The sequence below is a fragment of the Terriglobales bacterium genome (assembly GCA_035764005.1).
Lineage (GTDB): Bacteria > Acidobacteriota > Terriglobia > Terriglobales > Acidobacteriaceae > Gp1-AA112.
In genome coordinates, this window is sequence record DASTZZ010000017.1 from 23139 (window position 1) to 46399 (window position 23261).

Sequence of the window (23261 nt, forward strand, 5' to 3'; positions counted from 1 at the left end):
GAAATCATGAGTAGCAGCGGCGGTTCCAAATCGCCAGACAATTCAGCACCTCAGCGCGAAGAGGAATCCGTCGCCGTCAATGGCGCTGACAAGAGCTCGATCGGCCTGCCGACGATTCGCGTCATCCTCGCCGATACCCAGGCGATTTATCGCGTCGGCACGAAGAAGATCTTTGCTCTCGAGGACGACATTCGAGTCGTTTCTCAGGCGGAAAATCTTGGCCAGGTTCTGGCAGCCGTCTCCAAATTTCCTGCCGACGTTCTTCTGTTTGAAGCATCCATATCTCCCAATTCGCCGGAAGCCATCGGCGAAGTTCTGAAGCGCTCACCGCATTTGAAGGTGATTGTGCTCTCGCCGGAGAACGATGAGGACACAACCGTCGAATACTTCCGCCGCGGAGTGCGCGGACTTCTGCCTCGCAACATCGCTCCGGAGATGCTGGTGAAGTGCGTCCGCAAAGTCTTTGCCGGCGAAACCTGGATCGACAATCAGAGCGTCAACTGGGTGATCGAAGCCTATCGCGCGCAGGCCGCGCAGCTTACATCGCCGCGTCCCAAAACGAAACTTTCGGATAAAGAACTGCTCATCATCTCCTGCGTCACGCAGGGAATGCGGAATAAGGAAATCGCCAACGAAATCGGCACGACCGAGCAGGTAGTGAAGAACTATCTGCGCAAGGTGTATGACAAGCTGGGAGTCTCCGACCGGCTTGAGCTGGCTCTCTACTGCATCCATCACCGGCTGCTCCAGGGCTCTGGCAAGGGCCAAATTCCTGATGAGTCCGCCGCGGCGATTGCTGGCGCTGCCGTCAGCGAATAATCTCGTGCGCACTAGAGATTGTGTTGCCGCTTTCAAATTCCCATTTTGGGAACGTCAAAACGGTCAATCGGCTGCCGCGATGGTGGTGCTTGTGTCTTGTTCAGCTCCAACAGTTCCCAGGAATTGCGGCATGGTCGCATGTTCGCCGTGGCTGATGCCACGTCGCGTCCAGAGATAAGAGAGAGTTCCAAAAAGGATCTTGGCATCGAGCCAGAGGCTGCGATGGTCGACGTACCACAGGTCTAATCCAAGCCGCTTCTGCCAGGAAATGGCGTTGCGTCCGTTGATCTGCGCCCAGCCAGTAATTCCGGGCCGTACTTCGTGACGGCGCATCTGCTCTGGCGAGTAGCGATTGAGATACTCCATCAGGAGCGGTCGCGGTCCTACAAGGCTCATTTCTCCGCGGATCACGTTCCATAGTTCGGGCAATTCGTCGAGACTGGTTCGACGGAGGAGAGCCCCCAGGCGAGTGATCCTCTCTGCATCGCACTCCGCACCGGCCTTCATGGTTCGGAATTTCAGGATTGTGAACGGCTTTGCATTCAGGCCGGGACGTCTTTGACAAAACAGAATCGGGCGGCCCATCTTCGACCAGATGCAGAGAGCAACCATGACCATTATGGGAATTGCCGGCAGTATCGCGGCTGAAGCGATAAGTAGATCGAGGGCTCTCTTGGTGGTTTGTTCCTGGGCAACCATACGAGTGCGAGTCGGAGGAGATTAGACCGAGCTGCGGGCGAGTCTACACGAACAGGGTCAGCTTGCAAATCTCGTTCCCGAACCAGAACTGATCTCCGGATTCTACGTCCCTTTATACGCGCTGCCGACGGTGACATTGCGAAACCGCGCAGGAGCGGCGCCGTGGCCGGTGCCCATGGTTTGCATGGGCTGTCCTTTGCCGCAGTTAGGCGTGCCCCAGAGCTGCCATTGGTCGCGTGAGCAGATGGCATCCATCGAGTTCCAGAACTCTGTGGTGATGCCGGAATAGGACGTGTTCTTGAGCATGCGTCCGAGCTTTCCGTTTTTAATCTCCCAGCCGATCTCGCAGCCGAATTGGAAGTTGTAGCGCTTGTCGTCGATGGACCAGGAGCGATTGGTCTCCATGTAGATTCCGTGATCGGTGTCGGAGATGAGCTGATCGAGCGTGAGCGGCTTCGTTCCGGGAAGGATGCTGACGTTCGTCATGCGAATGAGCGGAATGCGGTTCCAGCCTTCTGCACGCATGGTGGCGTTGGAGCGCTTCTCGCCGATAGTATGTGCCGTTTCCCGCGAGGAGAGATATCCGGTGAACTGGCCATGAGTGATGATGGGCGTGCATTGTGCCGGAACGCCTTCATCGTCGTAAGCAAACGTTCCCAATCCGGGACCGTGTTGCTCGGTGGCGTCCGCGACGACGTTGACGAGATCGCTGCCATAGCGCAGATTGCGCAGCTTGTCGATGGTCAGAAACGATGTGCCGGCGAAATTAGCTTCCATTCCAAGCACGCGGTCGAGTTCGATGGGATGTCCGACGGACTCGTGAATCTGCAGCCCAAGTTGGGAGGAGCCAAGAATGATGGTGAACTTGCCTTCCGGACACTGATCGGCCTTGTGCAGCGCCACCGCTTCTTCACCAATGCGGCGCGCGTTCTCGACCAGATGAAGCTCGTCGATCAATTCGTACCCTTTGTTCTGATATTGCCCGCCGAAAGAATTGGGATAGGACCGCTTCTGAATCTCGGTTCCCGCGAAGGCATAGGCGTCATATCCGGCGCCAGTGATGAAGCGCGTCTGATGAATGTCGGAGCCTTCGCTCGAATGGAACCATTGCTCGTAGCGGCGAAGCGTCATCTGCGCTTCGGCCAGCGTCACTCCCGAAACGGAACGCAGCTCTTTGTCGCAGGCCATGAGCAGCGCGAGGTTCTGCTCAATCGAGGTGCTGAATGGATCGATCTTGTATGGGCTGGTCCAGTCGGCGGTGACCGGCTTCTCGGGTGCGAGCCGAATCGGATGTTGCTGCACGCGCGATGAGGCGCGCGCAATTTCCACCGCACGGGCTGCAGTCCGCTCCACCGACTCGCGCGAGAGATCATCAGTCGAGGCAAATCCCCACGCGTTGTTCACGATCACGCGAATGCCGATGCCCAGCGATTCGGAGTCAGCGGCATGGCCGATCTTGCCGTTCTTGGTAGCGAGAGCCCGCTGGCGGTCGTTAACGACGCGTGCGTCGCAGTACGTGGCGCCGCGCTTGGTGGCGGTGTCGATCGCCCACTGCGCAATCTGCTTCATCATGTAATCGAGTATATAAAGTCCGACGACCTGCTGTTATTTCGCGATTGCGTGATTTCGTGATTTCGCGATTTTGCAGTTGAACGGCTGAGCAGATTACCGGAAATGAAGTGGTCTCTAAGAAGGTCATCCTCCGGTTAATCTGGCGGAAGCGTGTGCGAGTCGAACACACCCTCGGCACCGCGAAGGTGTCGAGCGCCGGTTTTGAAGACCGGGAGGATCACCGGATCCCATTCGCTTCCGCGCATCTTCAACATAACAGCTGTGCTGCTTTTTTGGAGACAGCCGCTATTTTTACCTCAAGGTTACTGCGGAGACTCAACTTCGATTCGGAACACCGGCTTGCTCGTTCACAGACGTTCCCGTGCGAGGTCGCGTGCTGGCAGATGAACGCTGTTCGGTCGCTAGTTGAAGGAAGTCCGTTTGCGGCGGCAATAAAGTCTGCCCGGCCGTCCCAACTGGCAGTAAAATAGCGCTGCTCCCTCCCAAGCACCCGGACGCCGCTGCGCACCGATGACCATTCGCCATCGCCTCAATCTTTCGTTTGCCAGTCTGATCCTGCTCTTTGCGGCGACGATTCTCGTTTACCTGTGGAGCGCGCACCTGCGCACTCTGACCATGGAACGCCTGGACCGCTCGTTGAATCGCCAAGTAACGCTTGGACGCATTCAGCAGGACATCGACAACCTGCACAAAGAGGTTGCACTGTTGAGCAATTTGGCGACGGAAAGCGATCAGGGTGCGCCGAATTCATCAGCGCGCGATCTGTTCGATGCCAAGCTGAATGATGTCACGACGGAGATCGCACAGTTCAAGAAATTGAGAGTGGCGGGGGAAGGTTCGCTGATCGACGAATTGGACACGACCTATGCTCTCGTTGCTCAGAGCTGGCGGGCATTCTATGACCAGCTCGGTGCCGAACAGAGTTGGGCGATCGCTAACGCCGCCAAGGCCGACGCACTCAGCTACAAGCTGCTGATGTCCACCTTGCCGCAGATGCAAACGGCGGAAAAGCAACGTGTGCAGAATGACGAAGCAGAGTTCGCGCGCGTGGGAAAGCTAACCACTCGGCTGAACGCGATTACATTCAGCCTCTTCGTTTTGGTGGCCGTAGTCGTCGCCTTCGTAATCTCGCGATCCATCGTACGCGGCTTTGCCGCGTTGCAAAACGGCGCCGACCTCATCGGTAATATGAACCTGGAACACCGCATCGATCTCCAGACCAAAGATGAGTTAGGCCGGTTCGCCCAAACCTTCAACATCATGGCTGAGAGGCTCGACGTCTCGCGCAAGCAGTTGACGGAAGCAAACGTTGAGCTTGAGCATCGCAATCAGGAAATTCGCGAACGTCAAGCACGAGAGCTAGCTATGGCCGCGACGATCCAGCAAGGGCTCATGGCAGTGCGCATGCCAGAGCTGCCGTTCGCGACGATTCGCGCCAAGAATATTTCCTGCACGCAGATCGGCGGCGACTTTTATGATGTAGTGCCAATCGAAAACGGCGTCGCGGTCATTATCTGTGACGTCTCAGGCAAAGGCATGTCGGCAGCAATCATGGCCTCAATGCTGCAAGGAATGATGAGAGCAGAACTCGCGGCCCATGTACCCCTCGCCGAGATCGTTGCCGGCGCGAATCGTTTTTTCACTCAGCGCGATGTCGCAGGAAAATACGCGACCATCTGCATTCTTGCTATTGAAGAGAGCGGACGAATTGAATACGTGAACTGCGGGCATGTGTCTCCGGTGATTATTCGTAAAGACCGCGTCGAGCGTCTCGAATCGAACAACGCTCCAGTGGGACTGCTCGAGTTCATCGAATACGAATCGCGAACGATCGAACTTGAGCCGGGAGAAAAGATCGTTCTCGTGACCGACGGTGTAACCGAAGCGGCAAACGCCGAAGATGAAATGTTCGGTGACGAGAAGCTTGAGGCCGCAGTGGCGAGCGATGACGCCTTCGAAGCGGTCTTCGCCAAAGTAACCGCGTTCTGCGGCGAAACCCCTCTCAACGACGACTGTACCGTCGTGGAGATCGCTCTTTTAGGACGTCCAGCCGAAGCAACAATTGCGGCGGTTGCAGTCGCCAGTTAGCTGTTCCGGGAGCGAGCCTGATTATCGCAGAGGATACTGTGGATCGCCCGGCAAATGGCCGTCGATCTTTACGACCTTCAACCCGGGGTCCACATCTCTTGCCGCCATGAACGCGATCGCTCCGGGAATCACCTTTACCAGGTCTGCGGCCATGCTGTTTGAATAGACGATTTTCGGACCGGAGGTGGCTTCGGCGCGAAAGATTTTAGCGATCCAGTACTGCTTGAATTCCGCTTCCGTCATTGAGTAGAGCTGCTTGAGGATAATGTCGCGCTCACGGCTGGGTGGATTCCGCACCAGAAGGACGATAGGCAGGTCGGCATTCCAATATTGCTGATCGCCGCGAAAGATTCTTCGTGCCTGGCTTAACGTTAAGTCACTCACCGGCGCCGCTGGATTTACGACAACGGCGACGTCATTCGATTTCGATTGCGCATTCCCGCTCAGCACGCCTCCGAGGAGCACGACCGTCAGCAAGAGCAGTTCGAATGGTCTTGTTCTCCGAATCATGTGGCTCCTCAGAAAGTAAATGCGGTCTGCAATGCCAAGGCATTGGATCGCTGCGGCAAAGGATTGCCTCTGCCGTTGCGATATTCAGCTTTGAATGCAGCAAAATCAGAAATGTCGTAACGCATGCCGAACGTCGATTTTCGCACGTTCACGAAGTCAGGAAGCGTGGGCTCGTTCGTGGGCACCTGCAGATAGTCATATCGATAATACGGTTTCCACTTCCTCGCGTCGAACGGAAGACGATACGCGATTTGTACGTAGCCACCTTGATTATCGAAGGTACGTCCCGTGAGCTCGCTGCGATGATGCACGTTCGCGAACTCGGCATAGAACTCAGGTGTCTCACCTGTCCAGATTAGATGCCCGGAGGCGATCCACTCGCGGAAGTTTTGGCCATCGGAAAGAAGAGGAGCTCCCGGGAGCGTGATCTCATCGTGATAAACCGATCCGCCTATCTGAAAATGCCGGAGCGCCGGCGGGCGCAAATAGAAATTGCCCAGCCACGCACGATTGTTGTTTACATCTCCGCTGTCCCCGGCACGGGCGACGTTGAAAGAACGCCCATTGCCAATTCCCAAATTGTAACCAGCGCCGAGCGGGCCCGATGGAATCGATCCTTCCGACTGTGCGCCGATGAAATGCACCGGAATAAAGCGGCTGCCGAAGACGATCATGTCCGGGCGAGCGATGGTGGTCTGCAGCCAAGCTCCATGATGGAACGCTGTGTTCCAGTAGTTCACCGGCGTGTGATAGCGGCCGAACGAGAACTTTGCCAGATCGTTCCAGTCATAGCGAATAATGGTTCGCTCCAGATCGACGTTGTAGACACCGGGCGTCGCACTGAGGCTGACCTCGGCGAAGTAACTCACCTTTGGAGAGAGCGCAGAAGCGAAGTGCAGCACGAATTGTCCGAGTTGGAATCCGCTGTTTATCCCGCGTGCGCTGTTCGCGCCAAAATCTACATCGGCAAAGCCCCGAATCTTAAGATTCGGGTATTCCTCTCCGGCGCGCGCCAGCACGGTGTGCATGCCTTGCATCTCTTCCGCCGTGGAGATCGCCGGTGCAGGCTTGGGCTGCGGCGACTGAGCAACAGCTGCACTCGGCGCCGATTCGGAACTCGATGATGGCGGATGGGGAGCTGCGGTAGCCGCAGTCGTGAATTGCTTCGCCTCCAGCTCCGCAACACGCTGTTCCAGCCTTTCGATGCGCGTGAGCAGGGCCTGTACGTCGGCGGATGAAAGCTGTTGGGGAGCATCTGCAGATCGTCCCCATGCTCCGGTTGTGAACACTACTGCGGTAAACGCGATCAATATTGGACGCATACTTGCCTCGAAGATTGCGGGAACAACCAAGGATTGAGAGGAAAGAAGCCCGATGATATCAGCGAGACTGGATTTTGGTCAGTGTTTCTGTGCGGTGACGGTGGCAGGAGTACGCGCAGGTTGGGGCAAGGTATAGATGACTTCTCCCGGTCGGGCTAAACGCAGTTGCTCACGCGCTTCCTTCTCGATGGCTTGCGGGTCATTCTTGAGAGCATCTACTCGTTGGTTTAGCTGCTGATTTTCCTGCTTGAGTTCGAGTATCTCTTTATTGAGCGCGCGATGCTCGGTACGTTTATGGGAATAGATCAGCATGCCGTTGGCTCCGAAGATCACGTGATACGCAACCCACATGGCGACGAGACACAAGGCTAAGGTTGCACCTCTACGCCGCCAGTCATATGCCTTTTGCCACGCTGCTTCGAGAACCGGTTTAAGTTTTTCCATTCGCTATTGCAGGACCCACTGTTTTGCAGCTTCGCTCAATTTTGCCGAGTCGCTTTCGGATCGAGCTTCGGTGTAAACACGCACCACAGGCTCGGTTCCAGAGATGCGGTACGCCACCCAGGAGCCGTCGCCAAAAATCAATTTCAGTCCATCGGTGCGGACGACCTGCGAGACCTTACGTCCTGAAAATTCAGCAGGATCGGCCGCAACCTTCTTAGTGAACTTCTCCTTCACTTCCGACGTCAAGCGAAAGTTCTCCCTAACCGGATAAAAGGAACCAACTTTGGCAAATAGCTCCTGAAGAAGTTCGCGAATCGATTTCTTGCGCGTTGCCACCATCTCGCAGCAGAGGAGTCCGGCGATGACTCCGTCTTTTTCGGGAACGTGTCCTCGGATCGTCAGTCCGGCGCTTTCTTCGCCCCCAATGGTGATCTTGTCCTGCTTGATCAATTCGCCGATGTACTTGAATCCGACTGGCGTCTCGTAAAGCTCCAGTTTGTTCTTGTCCGCGATGGCGTTGAGTAGATTTGTGGTTGCGACAGACTTTCCCACGCCGGTTTTCCAGCTGCGGCTTGCGAGAAGGTAGTCGAACAGCAGCGCGATGACGTAGTTGGGTTGGATGAACGTTCCGTCCTGATCGACGATGCCGAAGCGGTCGGCATCCCCATCGGTGCAAATTCCGATCGCTGCGTCGGTCTGTTTCATTTTGGCACGGCATTCGTCCAGCAGCTTGCCCTCTGGCTCGGGAGCATGGCCACCGAAAAGCACGTCGCGATAGTCGTGCACGGACGCAACGGAAATCCCGTTTTCTCGCAGCAGAACGTCGGAATATCCGCGAGCCGCGCCCCAGAATGGATCGAAGACCACTTTGATGCCGGATTTCTTGATTGCGGGAAGATCGACCAGTTCGCCAAGACGCTTCAAGTACGCGGGACGAACGTCCACTTGCTCGTTCGCGACTTTTTGCTCGCCCGTGCCGTTGGGGGATCCGGGATTTACCCCGGAAATTTCCTGCTCGATGGCTTTAGTCACTTCCGGCAGCGCAGGTGCGCCGTCCGGTGTTGAGTACTTAATTCCGTTGTATTCAGGCGGATTGTGCGAGGCGGTGAAGTTGATGCTGCCATCGGTTTTGCGCGTAATAACCGAGTAGGCGATCGCGGGAGTAGGAGCAGCTTCGGGAATAACCAGCGGCTTCACGCCATTGCGCGAGAGAACGGTGGCGGCTTCAGCCACGAAAGCTTCGCCCATGAAACGCGGATCGCGGCCCACCAGAAGTTTTGCCCCATTGTTGTTTTTTGACGCTACATAGCGGCCGATGCCTGTGACTGCGCGGCGTACATTCTCCATCGTGAACTCGTCGGCAACTATCGCCCGCCATCCCGACGTTCCAAACTTGATCTGCGTTGCCACTGTGACCTCCACGCTCGAAACAACAGTTGCTTTACGAAGGTGATGGATTGAAACCATCCAGCATAAGTTGTACTGCGATGCGTCGGCTATCCTGCTAAGACGTGCGCAGGAGCGAAACGCGCCGGAGAGAACGTGTGCAAGTCCATGCGCGGATCCTTTCCCTGAATTAGCTCCGCCATCAGCACTGCCGTGATTGGCGCGAGCAGGATGCCGTTGCGAAAATGTCCCGTTGCCACGTAAGTTCCAGGCAGACGCCCAGCTCCCATAATCGGCAGGTCATCTGGAGAGCCTGGACGTAAGCCAGCCCAGGCATCCAGAATCTTCGCCTCACCGATCGACGGAACAAGATTCGCGGCTTTCTGGTGCAGTTGTTGAATTTTCGTCGAATCGATCGTCTTATCGAACCCGCAATCTTCAACCGTAGCTCCGACGATCACACGCCCATCTTTCCTCGGAACGAGATAGACCTCGTGCGAGCGAATCACATGGCGAAGCTTGCAATCGCGCGGAATCACACTAAGCATCTGGCCCTTTCGCGGACGTGCCGGGGCTGCCACTCCGGAAATCTCATTCGCCCATGCGCCGGCGCAGTTCACGAAAGTTGCGGTTTGATACTGATTTCGAGACGTGCGTACCTCAAGCAGATGCTCGCGCGTGAGCGTCACACCTTCAACCTGGGATTCGTGATGAACGCTAACTGTCATTTTCTTGGCAGCTTCGATTGCAGCCCGTGTCAGCAGCGCCGGATCGATACTCTGTTCAGAAAGAAAGTGAACTCGTGGATGCTCGGCGAGACCAGGTTCCTGCTCAGCTATTTCCGATGCACAGAGAGTCGGGCCATCGACGCACTCTGACTCGACCGCAACATACAAGGCACCGTGCGCCTGAAGGTCGCAGTGCAGGCCCGAACGGAGTTCCAACTCTTCAACAAACGATGGATAGAGTGCGGCGCTCGCCTGTGCGAGTTCACGCATGGGAGTTCCCAAATCGGGGTCTCCGGTTACCAGCATCCCCGCGGCCGCACTGGACGCCTCGCGCCCGGGCTCTCCGCGATCAAGGACGGTAACTGTCGCGCCGGCCTTGCGCAGCTCAATAGCGATCGATAGCCCGATGATGCCCGCGCCGGCAATGACTACATCGGAAGTGTGCACTCTAGGATTGTAAATAGAAACGTTCTCAGGAACCTTGTCGTCCAGCTGCAACTGACGCCGTCTGCGCTTGCTGTGCTCCTGTTTGCGAGTCGCCTACCAGTTTGGAAAAGACAATCAGCCGCTGTGGCGCCGGTCCGATGTAATACGTTGGGTAACAGGTGATCAACGTGAGGCGCGCGTCCGGGGAATTCTTCAACACGGAGACATCGCTGGGCTCCACGATCTTCTTTCCCGTTACTTGAAACGTGTAGGTGTGACCGCCGCGGCGAACCTGGATCTCATCGCCCTTTGCTAGTTCGTAAATATGCCGGAAGAACGTGTCGCGATGAGCGGAGATGACGGAGTTGCCCGTTTCGCCGGGAGCTGGAGTGCTCTTCAGATGACCAGGACCAACGCGCAGCGCGCGATGATTGGTGCCCTCCACTACGATTACGTCTAAATTGATTTTCGGGATCGAGACGCGGGTGAGGCCGTCCTCTTCGACAGCCTTCACGCTGGTCTTCGTTGTTGCTACGCTCTTCTGCTGCTCCTGCCATTCGCGCTGGAGCACCTTCTGCTCGTGGTACATCGCCCAGTATTCCGAGCCGACGTAGCCGAGAATGCCAACCCCGATCAGCATCAGGATCGCCGAGAGTCGCTGGCGAACAACCAGCCGGCGCAGCTTCTGCCACTCCGGGCGCTTCGTCAGCTCGTGTCGATGAGCCCAAATTGACTGAGCAATGTTGGGCATCTTTGCTGGGTCAAATCTCTGCATAGGAGACACAAAAGCGCCGCAGAGGTTTGGATGCAGAAATCCAGAGCAGCGCGATTATTTGTGAACTGGGCGGGTACGCAGGGCAGAGATGACGCCGCCTACGAGAATACCGAATCCGATAATGGAGAGCAGCGGCAGCGAGCCATTGCCGTTTGGCAGGTCATTCGCCAAAGGCTGCGGCAGTGGCGGAAGGTTTGAGCTTTGTGCTCCGGTTGCGTTTGCCGCAGTCGCAGTTGCGGCGACGCTAAAGTGGACTTCGGATCGCGTTCCCGAAACGGGAGCACCGTTTGCATCTACGACCTGAACGACAACGTCGTGGGCACCCGGCTTGAGCCCGTTGAAGGTATAGTTCGATTCGGTCGTCTCGACCGGATCACGGCCATCGATCCGGAGTTCATAAGTAGGGCTACTCGCAGCCTTCGCCGACACTTGCCGATACTGCACGACAGCGTAGGCTCGGCCCAGTTCTTCGCCCGCCGCCGGGGAAATGATGTGCACTGGAGTTGCAGCAGCCGAGGCCACCTCAGTATCCACAGCGTGGTGCAGTGCCCATGCCCGCCGATGCAGGGCAAAAGGTGTCGCAATCGCGATCAGCAATATGAGGACGGCGATACGAAAGTTTTTCATGGCGCCCGTACGTTATTACCTGGTTACTATTTATGAGAACGTAAATACCACCTCTGTCCCTGGCGATTCCATTGCGTTCATGCCTCCGGAATTGCTGACCTGAGCCGGACAAAAGCAGCAGAATCAAATATTTACTTTCCTTAATACTGCTGGTACTGAGCCGGTTCTCACACCGGCACCTGTGTATACCCTATGCAATTCCGTAGCCTAAGCTCCTGCCCAGAGTAGAACCTTTTGAATTTTTTTCAGCCAGGAGAGTTCGGCGCAGACGCGTTGGGCCCCTGCAATGCGTCTGCGAGAAACATCCGCTTGTTAGCTACGCGAGCCTTAAAGAGACTACTTGATGACCTTCGTTGGAAGGGTCGCATCTTGGGCTGCAGCAGCTTGGGTCGCGTCGATCACCAAAGGCGAGTGATCGTAGAAGTTGACGGTTGCCTGCAAGGACTTACGTTTGTCCCAATCATCCCGTGGTACAGGAAAGCTGAAGATGGCCAGGCCTTTCTGATCAACGTTCGCAGGAATGCTGGATTCGACTTGAAAAGGTTTCAGATCGGGAATCGCTAACTGCGGGTACGCCTGCACGATGCGTCCGTGGTCGGATGCTGGAGCGGCGTCATCGGTAAACTCGCCTTTTTCGGTAACCAACTTCGCCTGGAGTCCCTTGATGTACATCGGCTTACCAATCGCGTTCTTCACGTCGAGAGCGATGTTCACCAGCACGGAGTCGCTCTTTTCTACGTTTTGATCGATTGTTCCTTCCTGGCCCGGAGCAATCGAGCCCTTCGACTCAATGTGCATCGGCAGTGCAACCACACGGACGGCAGTGCCCGTTGAGGTCGGGGGCTTTCGCGACGATGCGAGATAGATGCCGAGGACGATTGCGAGCACGGCAGCAGCGACCACCACCGGCACAACCGGAGGCAGACTCCAGCGTGCGCTGTCGAGCTCTTCGGTTATCGGCACGTGCCCGGCGTCGGGACGCGCATCTTCCGCCTTCTTTACTACTGGACTGGATGGACTCGACATAGCGCCTCCTCGAGATGCCTCACCTGGTGCTCTGAAGCTAAGATGCTGAATGCTGCTTCCGTGTCACCGACGTATGGACACGTCGCTGCATAGCCTCTGCAAACTGCGCCGCCGGTAATGTGTTCAAAACGTCGTCGCGTGTAAGCCAGGCACGGCGAGCCTGCACAACGCCGTAACGCATCTTCTCCAGATGTGAAGTGTGGTGCGAGTCAGTATTGATCACGATCTTTACGCCACGCTCCTTCGCCATCTTCAAGTGGCGATCGCATAGATCCAGACGGTCGGGATATGCGTTCAACTCCATTGCAACTCCGTATTCGGCGGCAGCGCGCATGATGGCATCGAGGTCGAAATCGTAACCTTCGCGCCGCAATAGGATACGCCCGGTTGGGTGTCCCAGAATGGAAATGTGATCGCTGGTGATCGCCCGCAGCAGACGGTCGGTCATCTGCTTCGGTTCTTGCTGGAAGTGTGAGTGGACGCTGGCAATAACCAGATCCATTTCGTCGAGGACGGAGCCGGAAAGATCGAGTTCGCCGTCGGCAAGAATATCAACTTCAATTCCAGCCAGGACTCTGATTCCTTCGGTCTGCTTTCCAACCGCGCGAATCTTCTTGATGTGTTCCGCCGCGCGCGTATCGTCGAGACCGTTAGCAAAGGCCAGATTCTTCGAGTGATCGGTGATCGCCATGTACTCGTAACCGCGTTCGCGTGCGGAGCCGATCATCTCTTCGATGGTGCACCGGCCGTCAGTCTCTGCGGTGTGCATGTGCACGTCGCCGCGAATGTCGCTCAATTCGATCAACTTCGGCAACGCGTGTTGTGCAGCGGCTTCGATCTCGCCCTGATTTTCGCGAAGCTCGGGAGGAATGTAGTCGAGCTTCAGCGCGGCATAGACCTCTTCTTCGGTGGCGCTGGCGATGTGCTTGCCGTCGGAGACACGCGTTAGCGCGTATTCGCTTAGGGTATAACCCATCTTGAGCGCCCGTTGGCGGATGGAAACGTTGTGCGTCTTCGAGCCGGTGAAATATTGCAACGCCGCGCCAAACGATTCCGGCTTGAGCGTGCGCACATCGACCTGCATCCCACTGCGCAATTTGAAGCTGACCTTGTTACCGCCCTTGGCAAGGACTTCGGAAATTCCGGGAAAAGTCACAATTCGATCCAGCAATGGGTCGAGCCGTTCATCCGCACAGCATGGGCCTGTAATCAGGATGTCGAGATCGCCAACGGTGTCGCGTCCACGGCGCAACGATCCTGCCGCAGTGATCTTCTCAATGCCAGGCATCTCTGCTAGAAACTCTTTGATTTTTTCCGCTGTGCGTTCGGCGGCATCGAGCAGAAAGCGTCCGGAAATTCGCCGATATTCTTCAATGCCTTTCAGAATTTTCTGCTCGTGTTTCTCTCCCATTCGCGGGAGCTCGCGAATCTTACCTTCGCGCGCGAGCTTCTCAACACCATCAACATCGCAAATCTGGAAAGCGTCCCAGATGAGCGCGATTGTCTTCGGGCCGAGCCCTTGGATTTTCAGCAACTCCAGCATGGACGGACGATATTTTTGCAGCAAATCGGCGTGAAGGCCGAAATTGCCTTCCTTCAAAAGCTGCTGAATGTTCGTAGCCATAGTTTTGCCGATGCCAGGAACTTCGAGCAGCTTCTTCGTGTCCGAAGCTAGGTCCGCGACGCGGTAGGGAAGTCCTTCGATCGCCTCGGCCGCGCGACGATACGAGCGGATGCGGAAAGGATCGTCTCCGCGAATCTCCATCAGATCGGCGGTTTCGTAGAACACCGCGGCAATATTCCGGTTTTCCATGTCTTAGGCTTGAACGATTCTAAATACTTTCAGAATCGTGCTGCGAAGCTTCGGAGCTCCGTGGCTCCGGAGCTTTCTTTCCAACAAAAAACCCAGCCAGATCGGCTGGGTTCCTGAGAAGGCTCAAACTCACTAGGAAACCTTGGTCACGCTGTCGGCCTGTGGACCTTTTTGGCCCTGCACGATCTCGAACTCGACCTGATCGCCTTCCTGAAGGCTCTTGTAGCCTTCAGTCTTAATTGCGCTGTAGTGAACGAAGACATCCGGCCCATTTTCCTGGCCGATGAATCCAAACCCTTTGGCATTGTTAAACCACTTGACTGTGCCTTTAATGCGCGTCACTTGCATACCTTCCATTTATTCCTTTTTGGGGCCGAACTGTGCGTTGGGACCCGAACTATCCAGAACATCCCTTGGGGACTGCACAAGGAGAGTTACTCGCATGCCCGAGAAGAGGAGGGGAACGGCACGCCCGTAATTCTTGGGGGTCCTAGTGAGGTTACTGGTTAGCTAAATTATCAATCACTTTGGAGGTATTGTCAAAGTAGTACACAGCGGCAAAGAGCCGCAAAGGAAAGCTTGATAAAGCGTTTTCTAAACCGCTGAATCTAACCAGAATAGCGAGGCCAGCGTCTTGGCATCGCGGATACTTCCATTCTGCGCCATCTTCAGAGCGGAGGGCAGGGTAACGAAGCGCGTCTGGATGCGCTCGTCGTCCTCGGGCTGAGCCTTGCCGCGGGTGAGACTGGTCGCGAGATAGACGTCCATGGTCTCGTCCAGAATGCCCGGACTTACATAGAAATGCAGCGCATGTTTCCAACGCTTCGCAGTCAGGCCAGTTTCTTCCAGCAGCTCGCGCTTCGCTGCAACTGCAGGGGATTCTCCCGGATCGATGTGCCCGGCCGGCAGCTCCCATAAATAATCGTCAGCCGCGTACCGGTATTGGCGCTCCAGCAGGACCCGCGGCGGAGACGTGGAATCGTCGACCGCCAGAACTACCACTGATCCGTGATGCCGAATGATTTCGCGAAGCGCAACGACTCCCTTGGGCTCGCGAACTTTGTCGGCCACGACGGTGTACACCTTGCCTCGGTAGCCGATCTTGCGCGAGAGGATTTTGGCGTGCTTTGGCTTGGGAAGATCGAGCTTTCTTTTCTTCTTACTGCTCGTACGAGAGGCGGGCATGAAGGCATAGGTTAACATTCCCTCGCGGTTCCCATCGAAACGTACCGTCTTCATGCCCGCTAGATCGAAAAGTCAAAAATATGAAATTGCGATCATCGGCGCCGGAACTTTGGCCAGCGCTCTGGCGCGCGCGCTCCATTCGAAGGAGTACCGAGTCTCGGAGATCGTGTCGCGATCGAACCCGCAGTCGCTGCGGCGCGCGCGCATATTGGCCAACCGGATTCAAAGTTCGGCTACAACGATACAAGCTGCCGAGATGTCCGCCGACATCGTTTGGATTTGTGTGCCCGACGACGCGATTGCCGCCTTGGCTGAACAAATGACCGACGAACGCGACTGGCGCGGCAAGATCGTCGTACATTCGAGCGGCGCTCTCAGCTCCGATACGTTGGAGCTTCTTCGACGCAAGGGCGCGGAGGTCGCTTCGGCACACCCGCTGATGACTTTCGTTAGTTCCTCCCAACCAAAGCTGAAAGGCGTGCCATTCGCGCTCGAAGGCACCGCAAAGGCGTTGACTGCGGTCGAGACCATCATCAGTGATTTCGAAGCGCACGCGTTTCGAATTGCGAGGACAGAAAAAGCGGCGTATCACGCCTTCGGTTTCTTTTCGTCGCCGGGAATCGTGGCGCTCATCGCAGCCGCTATCGAAGTTGGCAAGCTGGCCGGGCTGGAAGGAAAACGAGTTCGGGCGCTAATGGAGCCGATCGTGCGACAGACGATCGACAATTGCTTCCGCACTTCACCGCAACAGGCATTCAGCGGACCAGTTCGGCGCGGAGACGTGGAAACCATTCGCAAGCACCTCAAGGTCCTGGACGAACATCCGGATCTGCTCGATCTCTACGGTTCCCTGGTGCGCATCGCGTTGAAGGATCTTCCGAGCGCGAACACTGACTCACTACAACGCCTGGTCAACAAAACGCGGCCGTAATGCGTGAGGAGCACGCGTTGGGTTCCTCCATCGCCCCAGCCATTCGCTTTCATCTTCATGGTAAATTCATCGCAATGTTCAAGCTGTTGTTGCTCACCGTTCTACTGTCCCTTCCGGGCTCTTGCCAAAATTCAGCTTCGACACCTCCGATCACTGTTCCGATCACCGATCCCAGGCAGATCACGAGCAGAGTGCTGAAAAGGGAAGTACAGCCTTTCTCGATCGAGAAGCTGTACATGACACGTGTGGTTGGCGCCACAAGCTGGTCGCCTGACGGCAAAGAAGTCGCATTCGTCACAAACATCTCGGGACGAAACAACGTCTGGCTGATGTCGTCGGACGGGGGCTGGCCTTCGCAGCTCACCATCAGCGACCAGCGGCAGACCGATCCTGCGTGGTCCCCGAACGGGAAATGGATTTCTTTCGCCTCCGATCATGATGGCGACGAGCAATGGGATCTGTTCCTGGTTTCGCCGCATACCGGCGAAGTCGTGAATCTCACCAACACTCCCGACGTTGCCGAAGAAGGACAGGCATGGTCGCCGGACTCGCGCTATCTCGCCTATATGTGGAAGCCGCGCAGCTCGCCCAATTTTGAGATCGACTTGATGGACGTGCTCACCAAGCGCTACCGCGCCCTGACCAAGGACACGCTTAAGAACCTGAGCAACACCGGACCAATCTGGTCCGGCGATGGTAAGACGATTGCGTACACGCAGCAGGATGCAGCAGGGAAGAACTCGAACATTTTTCTGCTCGAAGTAGCCAGCGGTAAAACTACGCTGCTGACACCGCACTCTGACGAGCACAACTACCAGGCAACGGCGTTTTCGCCAGACGGCAAATATCTGCTCATCACCTCCAACGCGAAGGGCTACGACAATGCCGCGCTGCTGGAAATCGCTAACACAAAGATTGACTGGCTCACCGATGAGAAATGGGAGGTTGGGTCCGGCACGTTCTCTCCTGACAGCAAGCGACTCACATGGATCGAAAACGTCGATGGCAATACGCAGATCTTTGTGTACGACATCGCTTCGAAGCAGACGACGATGCTGCCTTTGCCCGCCGGCGTCAACACGCCGGCAGGATCTGTGACTTCATTTTCGCCCGACGGTCAGCGGCTGCTTTATTACCATAACGGTCCAAACTCGCCGAACGATGTCTGGGTTTACGACTTCGCCGGCAAGCAATCAAAGCAACTCACGCACTCGTTGCTCGCCGGCTTGAGCGCCGATGATATGGTTGAGCCGTTTCTCGTGCATTATCCGAGCCGCGACGGCAAGTGGCAGATTTCCGCTTTTGTTTACGTCCCACACAATGCGCCGCGCGATCATACCCATCCCGCAATTGTGTATATCCACGGCGGGCCAACGTCGCAGATCGTCAACGGCTTCAATCGTGTGATTCAGTATCTCGCCAATCAGGGATACCTGGTGATCGCGCCCAACTACCGAGGCTCGACCGGCTACGGCAAGGAATTCATGGATGCCAATCGCTTCGACATGGGCGGAGGCGATCTCGAGGACGTACTGGCTGCCGCGGACTGGATTCAGAAGACGGGCTATGTCGATCCCAAGAAGTTGGTTGTCTTGGGCGGCAGCTATGGGGGATACATGACGATGATGGCGCTCACCAAAGCTCCCGATGTGTGGGCCGCAGGCGTGCCGATTGTCCCATTTGTGAACTGGTTCACCGAGGTACAGAACGAAGATCCTCTACTGCACGAATACGATCTCGCCACCATGGGCGATCCGGTGAAGAACAAGGCGCTCTGGGAGGACCGCAGCCCGATCAATTTTGTCGATCGCATCAAAGCTCCGGTGCTGCTGCTGGCCGGAGGCAATGACCCGAGATGTCCGAAGTCAGAGGCGCAGCAGGTGGCCGATGCCATCAAAAAGCGCGGCGGGACCGTGGAGTTGAAGATCTACGACAACGAAGGCCACGGGTTCGCTCGTGTCGAAAATCAGATTGACGCCTACACGCGAGTGGCCGACTTTCTGAAGAAATACGTTCCCGCGCCTCCATGCGGGTGCACTCTATGAGAGGGCCACAGAAGCCGTCAGTACCGTTCGCGGGTAAGCGAATGGGTCTATGCGAGCAGTCCAGCATTTCCACTGCGTCTTGCGCGGTCCTTGCCTGAGTTCTTGAGCGTCAACTTGGCAAGCATGAGGCTCTGCTCTCTCAGCCATGCGGATTGTTGGCGTGTGGCGCGAGACCTCTCACGTATCTTTTGCACTCTCGTTATTACGTGCTGTAGCTCGTTGTCGAGTCTCTCTCTCTCTCTCTCTCTCTCTCTCTCTCTCTCTCATAGGCAAAATCATCTCCGCTAGTTGCGTCGGAGTCATACGTTGAATTGCGCCAATCAAGCGGTTTCGAAAGCTGAATAGCGAAATCTGATGATTATCGAGTCAAAGTGCCAGATGAGCGATCACCCTCGAGAACCCCGAGCCCTCAGAGCCGCCACACTCATCCCGGCTAACGCGGGACGCTACTGACACGGACGTGACCTTCGTGTTAACTGCGATCCAGCATCTAATTGACTGAATGAATACTCATTCAGTAGCATCTCACTAAGGCCATGCCGACCACCCTGGACACGAACCTTTCCCGTATAGCCACGCTGACCTTTAGCTCCGATAAGATGGGAACCTCGCCTATGGCGAGCGAAAGCCGGGGCATGGCGATTCAGATCAACAAAGTTGCGGTTTTGGGCGCGGGGACCATGGGCTCCCGCATCGCGGCACACCTCGCAAACGCTGGAATTCCCAGCTACTTACTCGACATCGTCCCGCCCGGAGCTCCGGCGCCGAAGCCAGGGGAGCGCAGCGCCGAGCGCGACAAGATCGTGCTCAGCGGACTCGAAGGAGCGAAGAAGTCAAAGCCTGCCGCGTTCTTCGATCCATCGCTGGCGCGCCTCATTAAGACCGGCAACTTTGAAGACGACCTCAAACTCCTCGCCGATACCGACTGGATCATCGAAGCTGTTGCCGAGAACCTCGAAATCAAGCGCGCGCTGCTGAAGAAAGTCGAGGCGGTCCGCAAGCCGACGGCGATCGTAACCACTAACACCAGCGGCCTGCCGGTCGGCAGCATCGCCGAAGGATTCAGCGAGGCATTTCGCCGCAACTGGTTTGGCACGCATTTCTTCAATCCTCCGCGCTACATGCGGCTGCTAGAGATCATTCCCACTCCGGAATCAGATCTCGCAGCGATGGAGGCGATCGCGCATTTTTGCGATCAGCGCCTAGGCAAGACCATCGTCCGCGCCAAGGACACGCCGAACTTTATCGCCAATCGCATCGGCACGTTTTCAGTGCTGAACGTGATGCGCATCATGCAGGAGATGGGATTCTCGATCGAGGACATCGACGCGCTCACCGGCTCAGCCGTCGGCTGGCCGAAGTCGGCGACGTTTCGCACCATTGATCTGGTCGGTCTCGACATTCTCGCGCATGTCGTCGGCAACATGACGGAGAGTGTCCACGACGAGCGCTCGGAGCTGAAGCTCCCGGATTTCTACAACCAGATGCTCGAGCGAAAGTGGCTCGGCGACAAAACCAGGCAGGGTTTCTACAAAAAGACCAAATCGGAATCAGGCGAAGAGCGCTTCGCGATCGATTGGAAGACGCTGGAATATCATCCGCGCGGCAAAGCGCGATTCCAACTTCTGGAGATGGGGAAGAACGTCGATGCGCCGGCCGAGCGGCTGAAGATGCTCATCACGGCCGATCCGCGCGACAAAGCTGCTCAGTTTTACTGGACTTCTCTCTCCGAACTTTGGACCTACGCCGCCAATCGCATTCCCGAGATCTCGGATTCGGTGGTCGAGATCGATCGTGCGATGCGCACGGGTTTCAACTGGGAACTCGGCCCATTTGAAATGTGGGACGCAGCCGGCGTCAGCGCTACGGTCGAGCGCATGAAGAAGGAAGGCCGTCCGGTGGCCTCCAATGTCGAGAAGCTGCTGGCGAGCGGAAAAACGAGCTGGTATGCGGACGATAAGAACGCAGCTTCGGGCCGCAGCTACTTCGATGTCCGAAGCTCGTCCTATGCACCGATCGAGGTACCCGAGGGAGTGTGGTCAGTTGGAGTCGCCAAGAAATCCAATGGCGTAGTCAAGAAAAATGCCTCGACCTCGCTGGTGGATTTGGGCAATGGCGTCGGCTGCATCGAGTTCCATTCCAAAATGAATTCACTCGGCGGCGATATCGTTCAGTTCGTCACCCAGACGCTGAAACCCGGCAGTCCCGCTTTGGGACAATTCGACGCCTTCGTCATCACCAACGACGCGCAGCATTTCTCCGTCGGCGCCAACATTATGCTGTTGCTCATGGCCATTCAGGAAGGCGAGTGGGACGAGGTCGATCTCGCGATTCGCGGTTTTCAAGGTATGACGCAGGCGATTAAGTTTTGCCCGAAGCCTGTGGTCGCGGCGCCGTTCGGAATGTGCCTCGGAGGCGGAACTGAGGTAAGCCTGCATGCTGCTGCGCGCCAGCCTCATGCGGAGCTTTACATGGGGCTGGTTGAAGTTGGAGTCGGACTCCTTCCCGGCGGAGGCGGCTGCAAAGAGATGCTGCTGCGTGCCGTCGATGCTGCTTCGAGCATCCGTCCCGCCGGACGCGGCGAGTCGGTCGAGTTAACGGAGGCAATGAAGAAGAACTTCGAGACCATCGCGATGGCGAAGGTCTCGACCTCCGCAGCCGAAGCGCGACATATCGGATTCTTGTCAGAAGCTGACGTGATTACCATGAACCGCGACCGCCTGCTCAGCGACGCCAAACGCCGCGCGCTCGAACTCGTCGAAGAAGGCTACAGCGCGCCGGTGATGCGCACCGACGTTCCCGCTCCGGGCGAGAGCATCCTTGCGACGTTGAAACTCGGCGTACATCTTATGCGTCAGGGTGAATACATCAGCGATCATGAAGTGAAGATCGGAAACAAAGTGGCAGAAGTGCTCTGCGGCGGAAACGTCACGCCCGGTACGCCTGTGAGCGAGCAGTACCTGCTCGACCTGGAGCGCGAGGCGTTCAAATCACTTTGCGGGGAGAAGAAGACGCAGGAACGGATTCAATACACGCTGAAGACAGGGAAGACGTTGAGGAACTAAAAACGGGGGTTAACACGAAGGTCACGAAGGTTGAACGAAGGGCACGGAGTTCTTCGTGAACTTCGTACAGACTTCGTGACCTCCGTGTTAACCCCCGGAGGTTTTGAAATGAGAGAAGTAGTTATCGTCAGTGCCGTGCGCACGCCCGTGGGTCGTGCCTACAAGGGCGGTCTGCGCAATACGCGTCCAGACGATCTGGCCGCCGTGGCCATCAAAGGCGCGCTTGCGCGTGTGCCGCAGGTCGACCCGAAAGAAATTGAAGACGTAATCTTTGGCTGCGCGATGCCCGAAGCGGAACAAGGGATGAACGTAGCGCGGATCGCTTCGCTACGCGCCGGACTTCCCGTCGAGTGCTCAGCGATGACCATCAACCGCTTCTGTGCCTCCGGGCTGCAGGCGATTGCGATGGCCGCGGAGCGAATTGGATCGGGAAGCGTCGATGTAGTCCTCGCCGGCGGTGTCGAGTCGATGACGATGATTCCCATGGGCGGCAACAAAGTCAGCGCCAATCCGTGGCTGATCGAAAATTATCCGGACGCATATCTTTCGATGGGACTCACAGCAGAGCGCCTGGCGCAGCGCTTTGGGATCACGCGCGAACAGGCCGACGAATTTTCGCTCCAGAGCCATAAGAAAGCGTTGGCCGCAATCGCGGCGGGGAAGTTCAACGACGAACTCGTTCCCGTTCCAGTCAGCTTCACCACACCGAATGGAAGCAAGCCGAAGCGAATCGACATCGAATTCAAGATCGACGACGGGCCGCGAGCGGACACATCGCTCGAAGCTCTAGCAGGATTGAAGCCGGCTTTCCACGCCAAAGGGACCGTGACGGCCGGCAATTCGTCGCAAATGTCAGACGGTGCGGCGGCAACGATCGTTACGTCCGGCGAGCGAGCGAAGGCGCTCGGCATTAAGCCGCTGGCTCGCTACATAGCGTTCGCCACCGCTGGATACAAGCCTGAAGAAATGGGCATTGGTCCGGTGTACGCGATTCCCAAGGCACTAAAGATTGCCGGACTCAAACTGGACCAGATCGATGTAATCGAGCTGAACGAAGCCTTCGCCGCGCAGTCGCTTTCCGTCATCAAAGCAGGAGAGCTGGATCCGGCCAAAGTGAACCCAAACGGCGGAGCGATCGCGCTTGGCCATCCCCTGGGCTGCACCGGAGCCAAGCTGACGGCGAGCATCATCCGCGAACTGAAACGTCGAAATGCACGCTACGGTTTAGTGACGATGTGCGTCGGCGGTGGCATGGGCGCGGCGGGGATTTTCGAGAATATCGCGTAAGGCCGGGGAGTTAACACGAAGGTCACTGAGGTTTTACGGAGGTCACGGAGAGTGCTGATATGGAATCGGGTGCCAAGCGCGCATTGACTGCTCAGGAGATCAGTGGTCGAGTGATCACCGCTGCGATGAGAGTGCATACAGCCGTTGGTCCTGGTCTTCTCGAGAGTGCATACGAAGCTTGTCTCTTGCATGAGCTCCAAGAAGGTGGTCTCCGAGTTCGTTCCCAGGTTCCATTTCCGCTCGTCTATCGCGGGTTGAAGTTAGATGTGGGATACCGCATCGATCTCATTGTCGAAGACTGTGTCATCGTAGAAATCAAGTGTGTAGAAGCAATCGCGCCGGTGCACAAAGCACAGCTTCTTTCGTACTTGCGTCTGACAGATCGGCCACTCGGATTGATCATCAACTTTCACGTAGAGCACCTGAAAGAAGGCATTCGCAGGGTGGTGAACGGCTTCAACTGGAAGTAGTTCTCCGTGACCTTGAATTACAACTTCGTGACCTTCGTGTTAA

The 23261-nt window shown here is 56.5% G+C and carries 20 protein-coding genes and 1 tRNA gene; 7 read left to right on the forward strand and 14 right to left on the reverse strand.

Features of this window, described 5'->3' with window-relative positions:
* The first annotated feature begins 6 nt into the window (after positions 1 to 6).
* On the forward strand, positions 7 to 819 hold the full coding sequence (locus tag VFU50_01960) for a response regulator transcription factor (GenBank protein ID HEU5231595.1): 813 nt from the start codon (positions 7 to 9) through the stop codon (positions 817 to 819).
* A gap of 63 nt (positions 820 to 882) precedes the next feature.
* Here VFU50_01960 and VFU50_01965 read toward each other — a convergent pair whose 3' ends face one another.
* From VFU50_01965 to VFU50_01975, 3 genes are all read right to left on the reverse strand, one after another.
* Positions 883 to 1518 carry a sugar transferase gene (locus VFU50_01965; protein HEU5231596.1) on the reverse strand — a complete coding sequence of 212 codons (636 nt, stop codon included), beginning with the start codon at positions 1516 to 1518 and terminating at the stop codon, positions 883 to 885.
* 102 nt (positions 1519 to 1620) lie between these two features.
* On the reverse strand, positions 1621 to 3090 hold the full coding sequence (locus VFU50_01970; GenBank protein ID HEU5231597.1) for a TldD/PmbA family protein: 1470 nt from the start codon (positions 3088 to 3090) through the stop codon (positions 1621 to 1623).
* A 140-nt stretch (positions 3091 to 3230) separates the two neighbouring features.
* Positions 3231 to 3329: transfer RNA gene (locus VFU50_01975), tRNA-Sec, on the reverse strand.
* 271 nt (positions 3330 to 3600) lie between these two features.
* On the opposite strand from VFU50_01975, the gene VFU50_01980 reads away from it, so the two are divergent.
* Entirely contained in the window at positions 3601 to 5178 is a 1578-nt protein-coding gene (locus VFU50_01980) for a SpoIIE family protein phosphatase (protein HEU5231598.1), read from the forward strand.
* A 21-nt stretch (positions 5179 to 5199) separates the two neighbouring features.
* On the opposite strand, the gene VFU50_01985 is transcribed toward VFU50_01980, so the two are convergent.
* From VFU50_01985 to VFU50_02035, 11 genes are all read right to left on the reverse strand, one after another.
* On the reverse strand, positions 5200 to 5688 hold the full coding sequence (locus tag VFU50_01985; protein ID HEU5231599.1) for a substrate-binding domain-containing protein: 489 nt from the start codon (positions 5686 to 5688) through the stop codon (positions 5200 to 5202).
* An 8-nt stretch (positions 5689 to 5696) separates the two neighbouring features.
* Entirely contained in the window at positions 5697 to 7010 is a 1314-nt protein-coding gene (locus tag VFU50_01990) for a hypothetical protein (protein ID HEU5231600.1), read from the reverse strand.
* 78 nt (positions 7011 to 7088) lie between these two features.
* A complete protein-coding gene (locus VFU50_01995) occupies positions 7089 to 7454 on the reverse strand; it encodes a septum formation initiator family protein (GenBank protein HEU5231601.1) in 366 nt (121 codons plus the stop codon).
* 3 nt (positions 7455 to 7457) lie between these two features.
* On the reverse strand, positions 7458 to 8864 hold the full coding sequence (locus VFU50_02000; protein HEU5231602.1) for a phosphoglucomutase/phosphomannomutase family protein: 1407 nt from the start codon (positions 8862 to 8864) through the stop codon (positions 7458 to 7460).
* An 86-nt stretch (positions 8865 to 8950) separates the two neighbouring features.
* Complete coding sequence (gene thiO, locus VFU50_02005; protein HEU5231603.1) at positions 8951 to 10015, reverse strand: glycine oxidase ThiO; 1065 nt, start codon at positions 10013 to 10015, stop codon at positions 8951 to 8953.
* A gap of 25 nt (positions 10016 to 10040) precedes the next feature.
* Positions 10041 to 10745 carry a class D sortase gene (locus VFU50_02010; GenBank protein HEU5231604.1) on the reverse strand — a complete coding sequence of 235 codons (705 nt, stop codon included), beginning with the start codon at positions 10743 to 10745 and terminating at the stop codon, positions 10041 to 10043.
* A gap of 78 nt (positions 10746 to 10823) precedes the next feature.
* Positions 10824 to 11396, reverse strand: coding sequence for a hypothetical protein (locus tag VFU50_02015; protein HEU5231605.1), 573 nt, complete (start codon positions 11394 to 11396; stop codon positions 10824 to 10826).
* A 336-nt stretch (positions 11397 to 11732) separates the two neighbouring features.
* Positions 11733 to 12422 carry a hypothetical protein gene (locus VFU50_02020; protein ID HEU5231606.1) on the reverse strand — a complete coding sequence of 230 codons (690 nt, stop codon included), beginning with the start codon at positions 12420 to 12422 and terminating at the stop codon, positions 11733 to 11735.
* A gap of 37 nt (positions 12423 to 12459) precedes the next feature.
* Positions 12460 to 14235 carry a DNA polymerase/3'-5' exonuclease PolX gene (polX, locus tag VFU50_02025; GenBank protein ID HEU5231607.1) on the reverse strand — a complete coding sequence of 592 codons (1776 nt, stop codon included), beginning with the start codon at positions 14233 to 14235 and terminating at the stop codon, positions 12460 to 12462.
* Between the two features lie 132 nt (positions 14236 to 14367).
* Positions 14368 to 14592: a cold-shock protein gene (locus tag VFU50_02030; GenBank protein ID HEU5231608.1), complete on the reverse strand. Its 225-nt coding sequence runs from the start codon at positions 14590 to 14592 to the stop codon at positions 14368 to 14370.
* A gap of 237 nt (positions 14593 to 14829) precedes the next feature.
* Positions 14830 to 15474, reverse strand: a complete 645-nt coding sequence (locus VFU50_02035; GenBank protein HEU5231609.1) for an NUDIX hydrolase — start codon at positions 15472 to 15474, stop codon at positions 14830 to 14832.
* Here VFU50_02035 and VFU50_02040 point away from each other — a divergent pair.
* The 5 genes from VFU50_02040 (at position 15473) to VFU50_02060 (ending at position 23218) form a co-directional block, all read left to right on the forward strand.
* Positions 15473 to 16351, forward strand: coding sequence for a DUF2520 domain-containing protein (locus tag VFU50_02040; protein ID HEU5231610.1), 879 nt, complete (start codon positions 15473 to 15475; stop codon positions 16349 to 16351). The genes VFU50_02035 and VFU50_02040 overlap by 2 nt on opposite strands.
* A 17-nt stretch (positions 16352 to 16368) precedes the next feature.
* Positions 16369 to 18396, forward strand: coding sequence for a S9 family peptidase (locus tag VFU50_02045; GenBank protein HEU5231611.1), 2028 nt, complete (start codon positions 16369 to 16371; stop codon positions 18394 to 18396).
* A gap of 536 nt (positions 18397 to 18932) precedes the next feature.
* Positions 18933 to 21461, forward strand: a complete 2529-nt coding sequence (locus VFU50_02050) for a 3-hydroxyacyl-CoA dehydrogenase NAD-binding domain-containing protein (GenBank protein ID HEU5231612.1) — start codon at positions 18933 to 18935, stop codon at positions 21459 to 21461.
* A gap of 108 nt (positions 21462 to 21569) precedes the next feature.
* On the forward strand, positions 21570 to 22748 hold the full coding sequence (locus VFU50_02055) for an acetyl-CoA C-acyltransferase (protein ID HEU5231613.1): 1179 nt from the start codon (positions 21570 to 21572) through the stop codon (positions 22746 to 22748).
* Between the two features lie 59 nt (positions 22749 to 22807).
* Positions 22808 to 23218, forward strand: a complete 411-nt coding sequence (locus VFU50_02060) for a GxxExxY protein (GenBank protein HEU5231614.1) — start codon at positions 22808 to 22810, stop codon at positions 23216 to 23218.
* Positions 23219 to 23261: the final 43 nt, after the last annotated feature.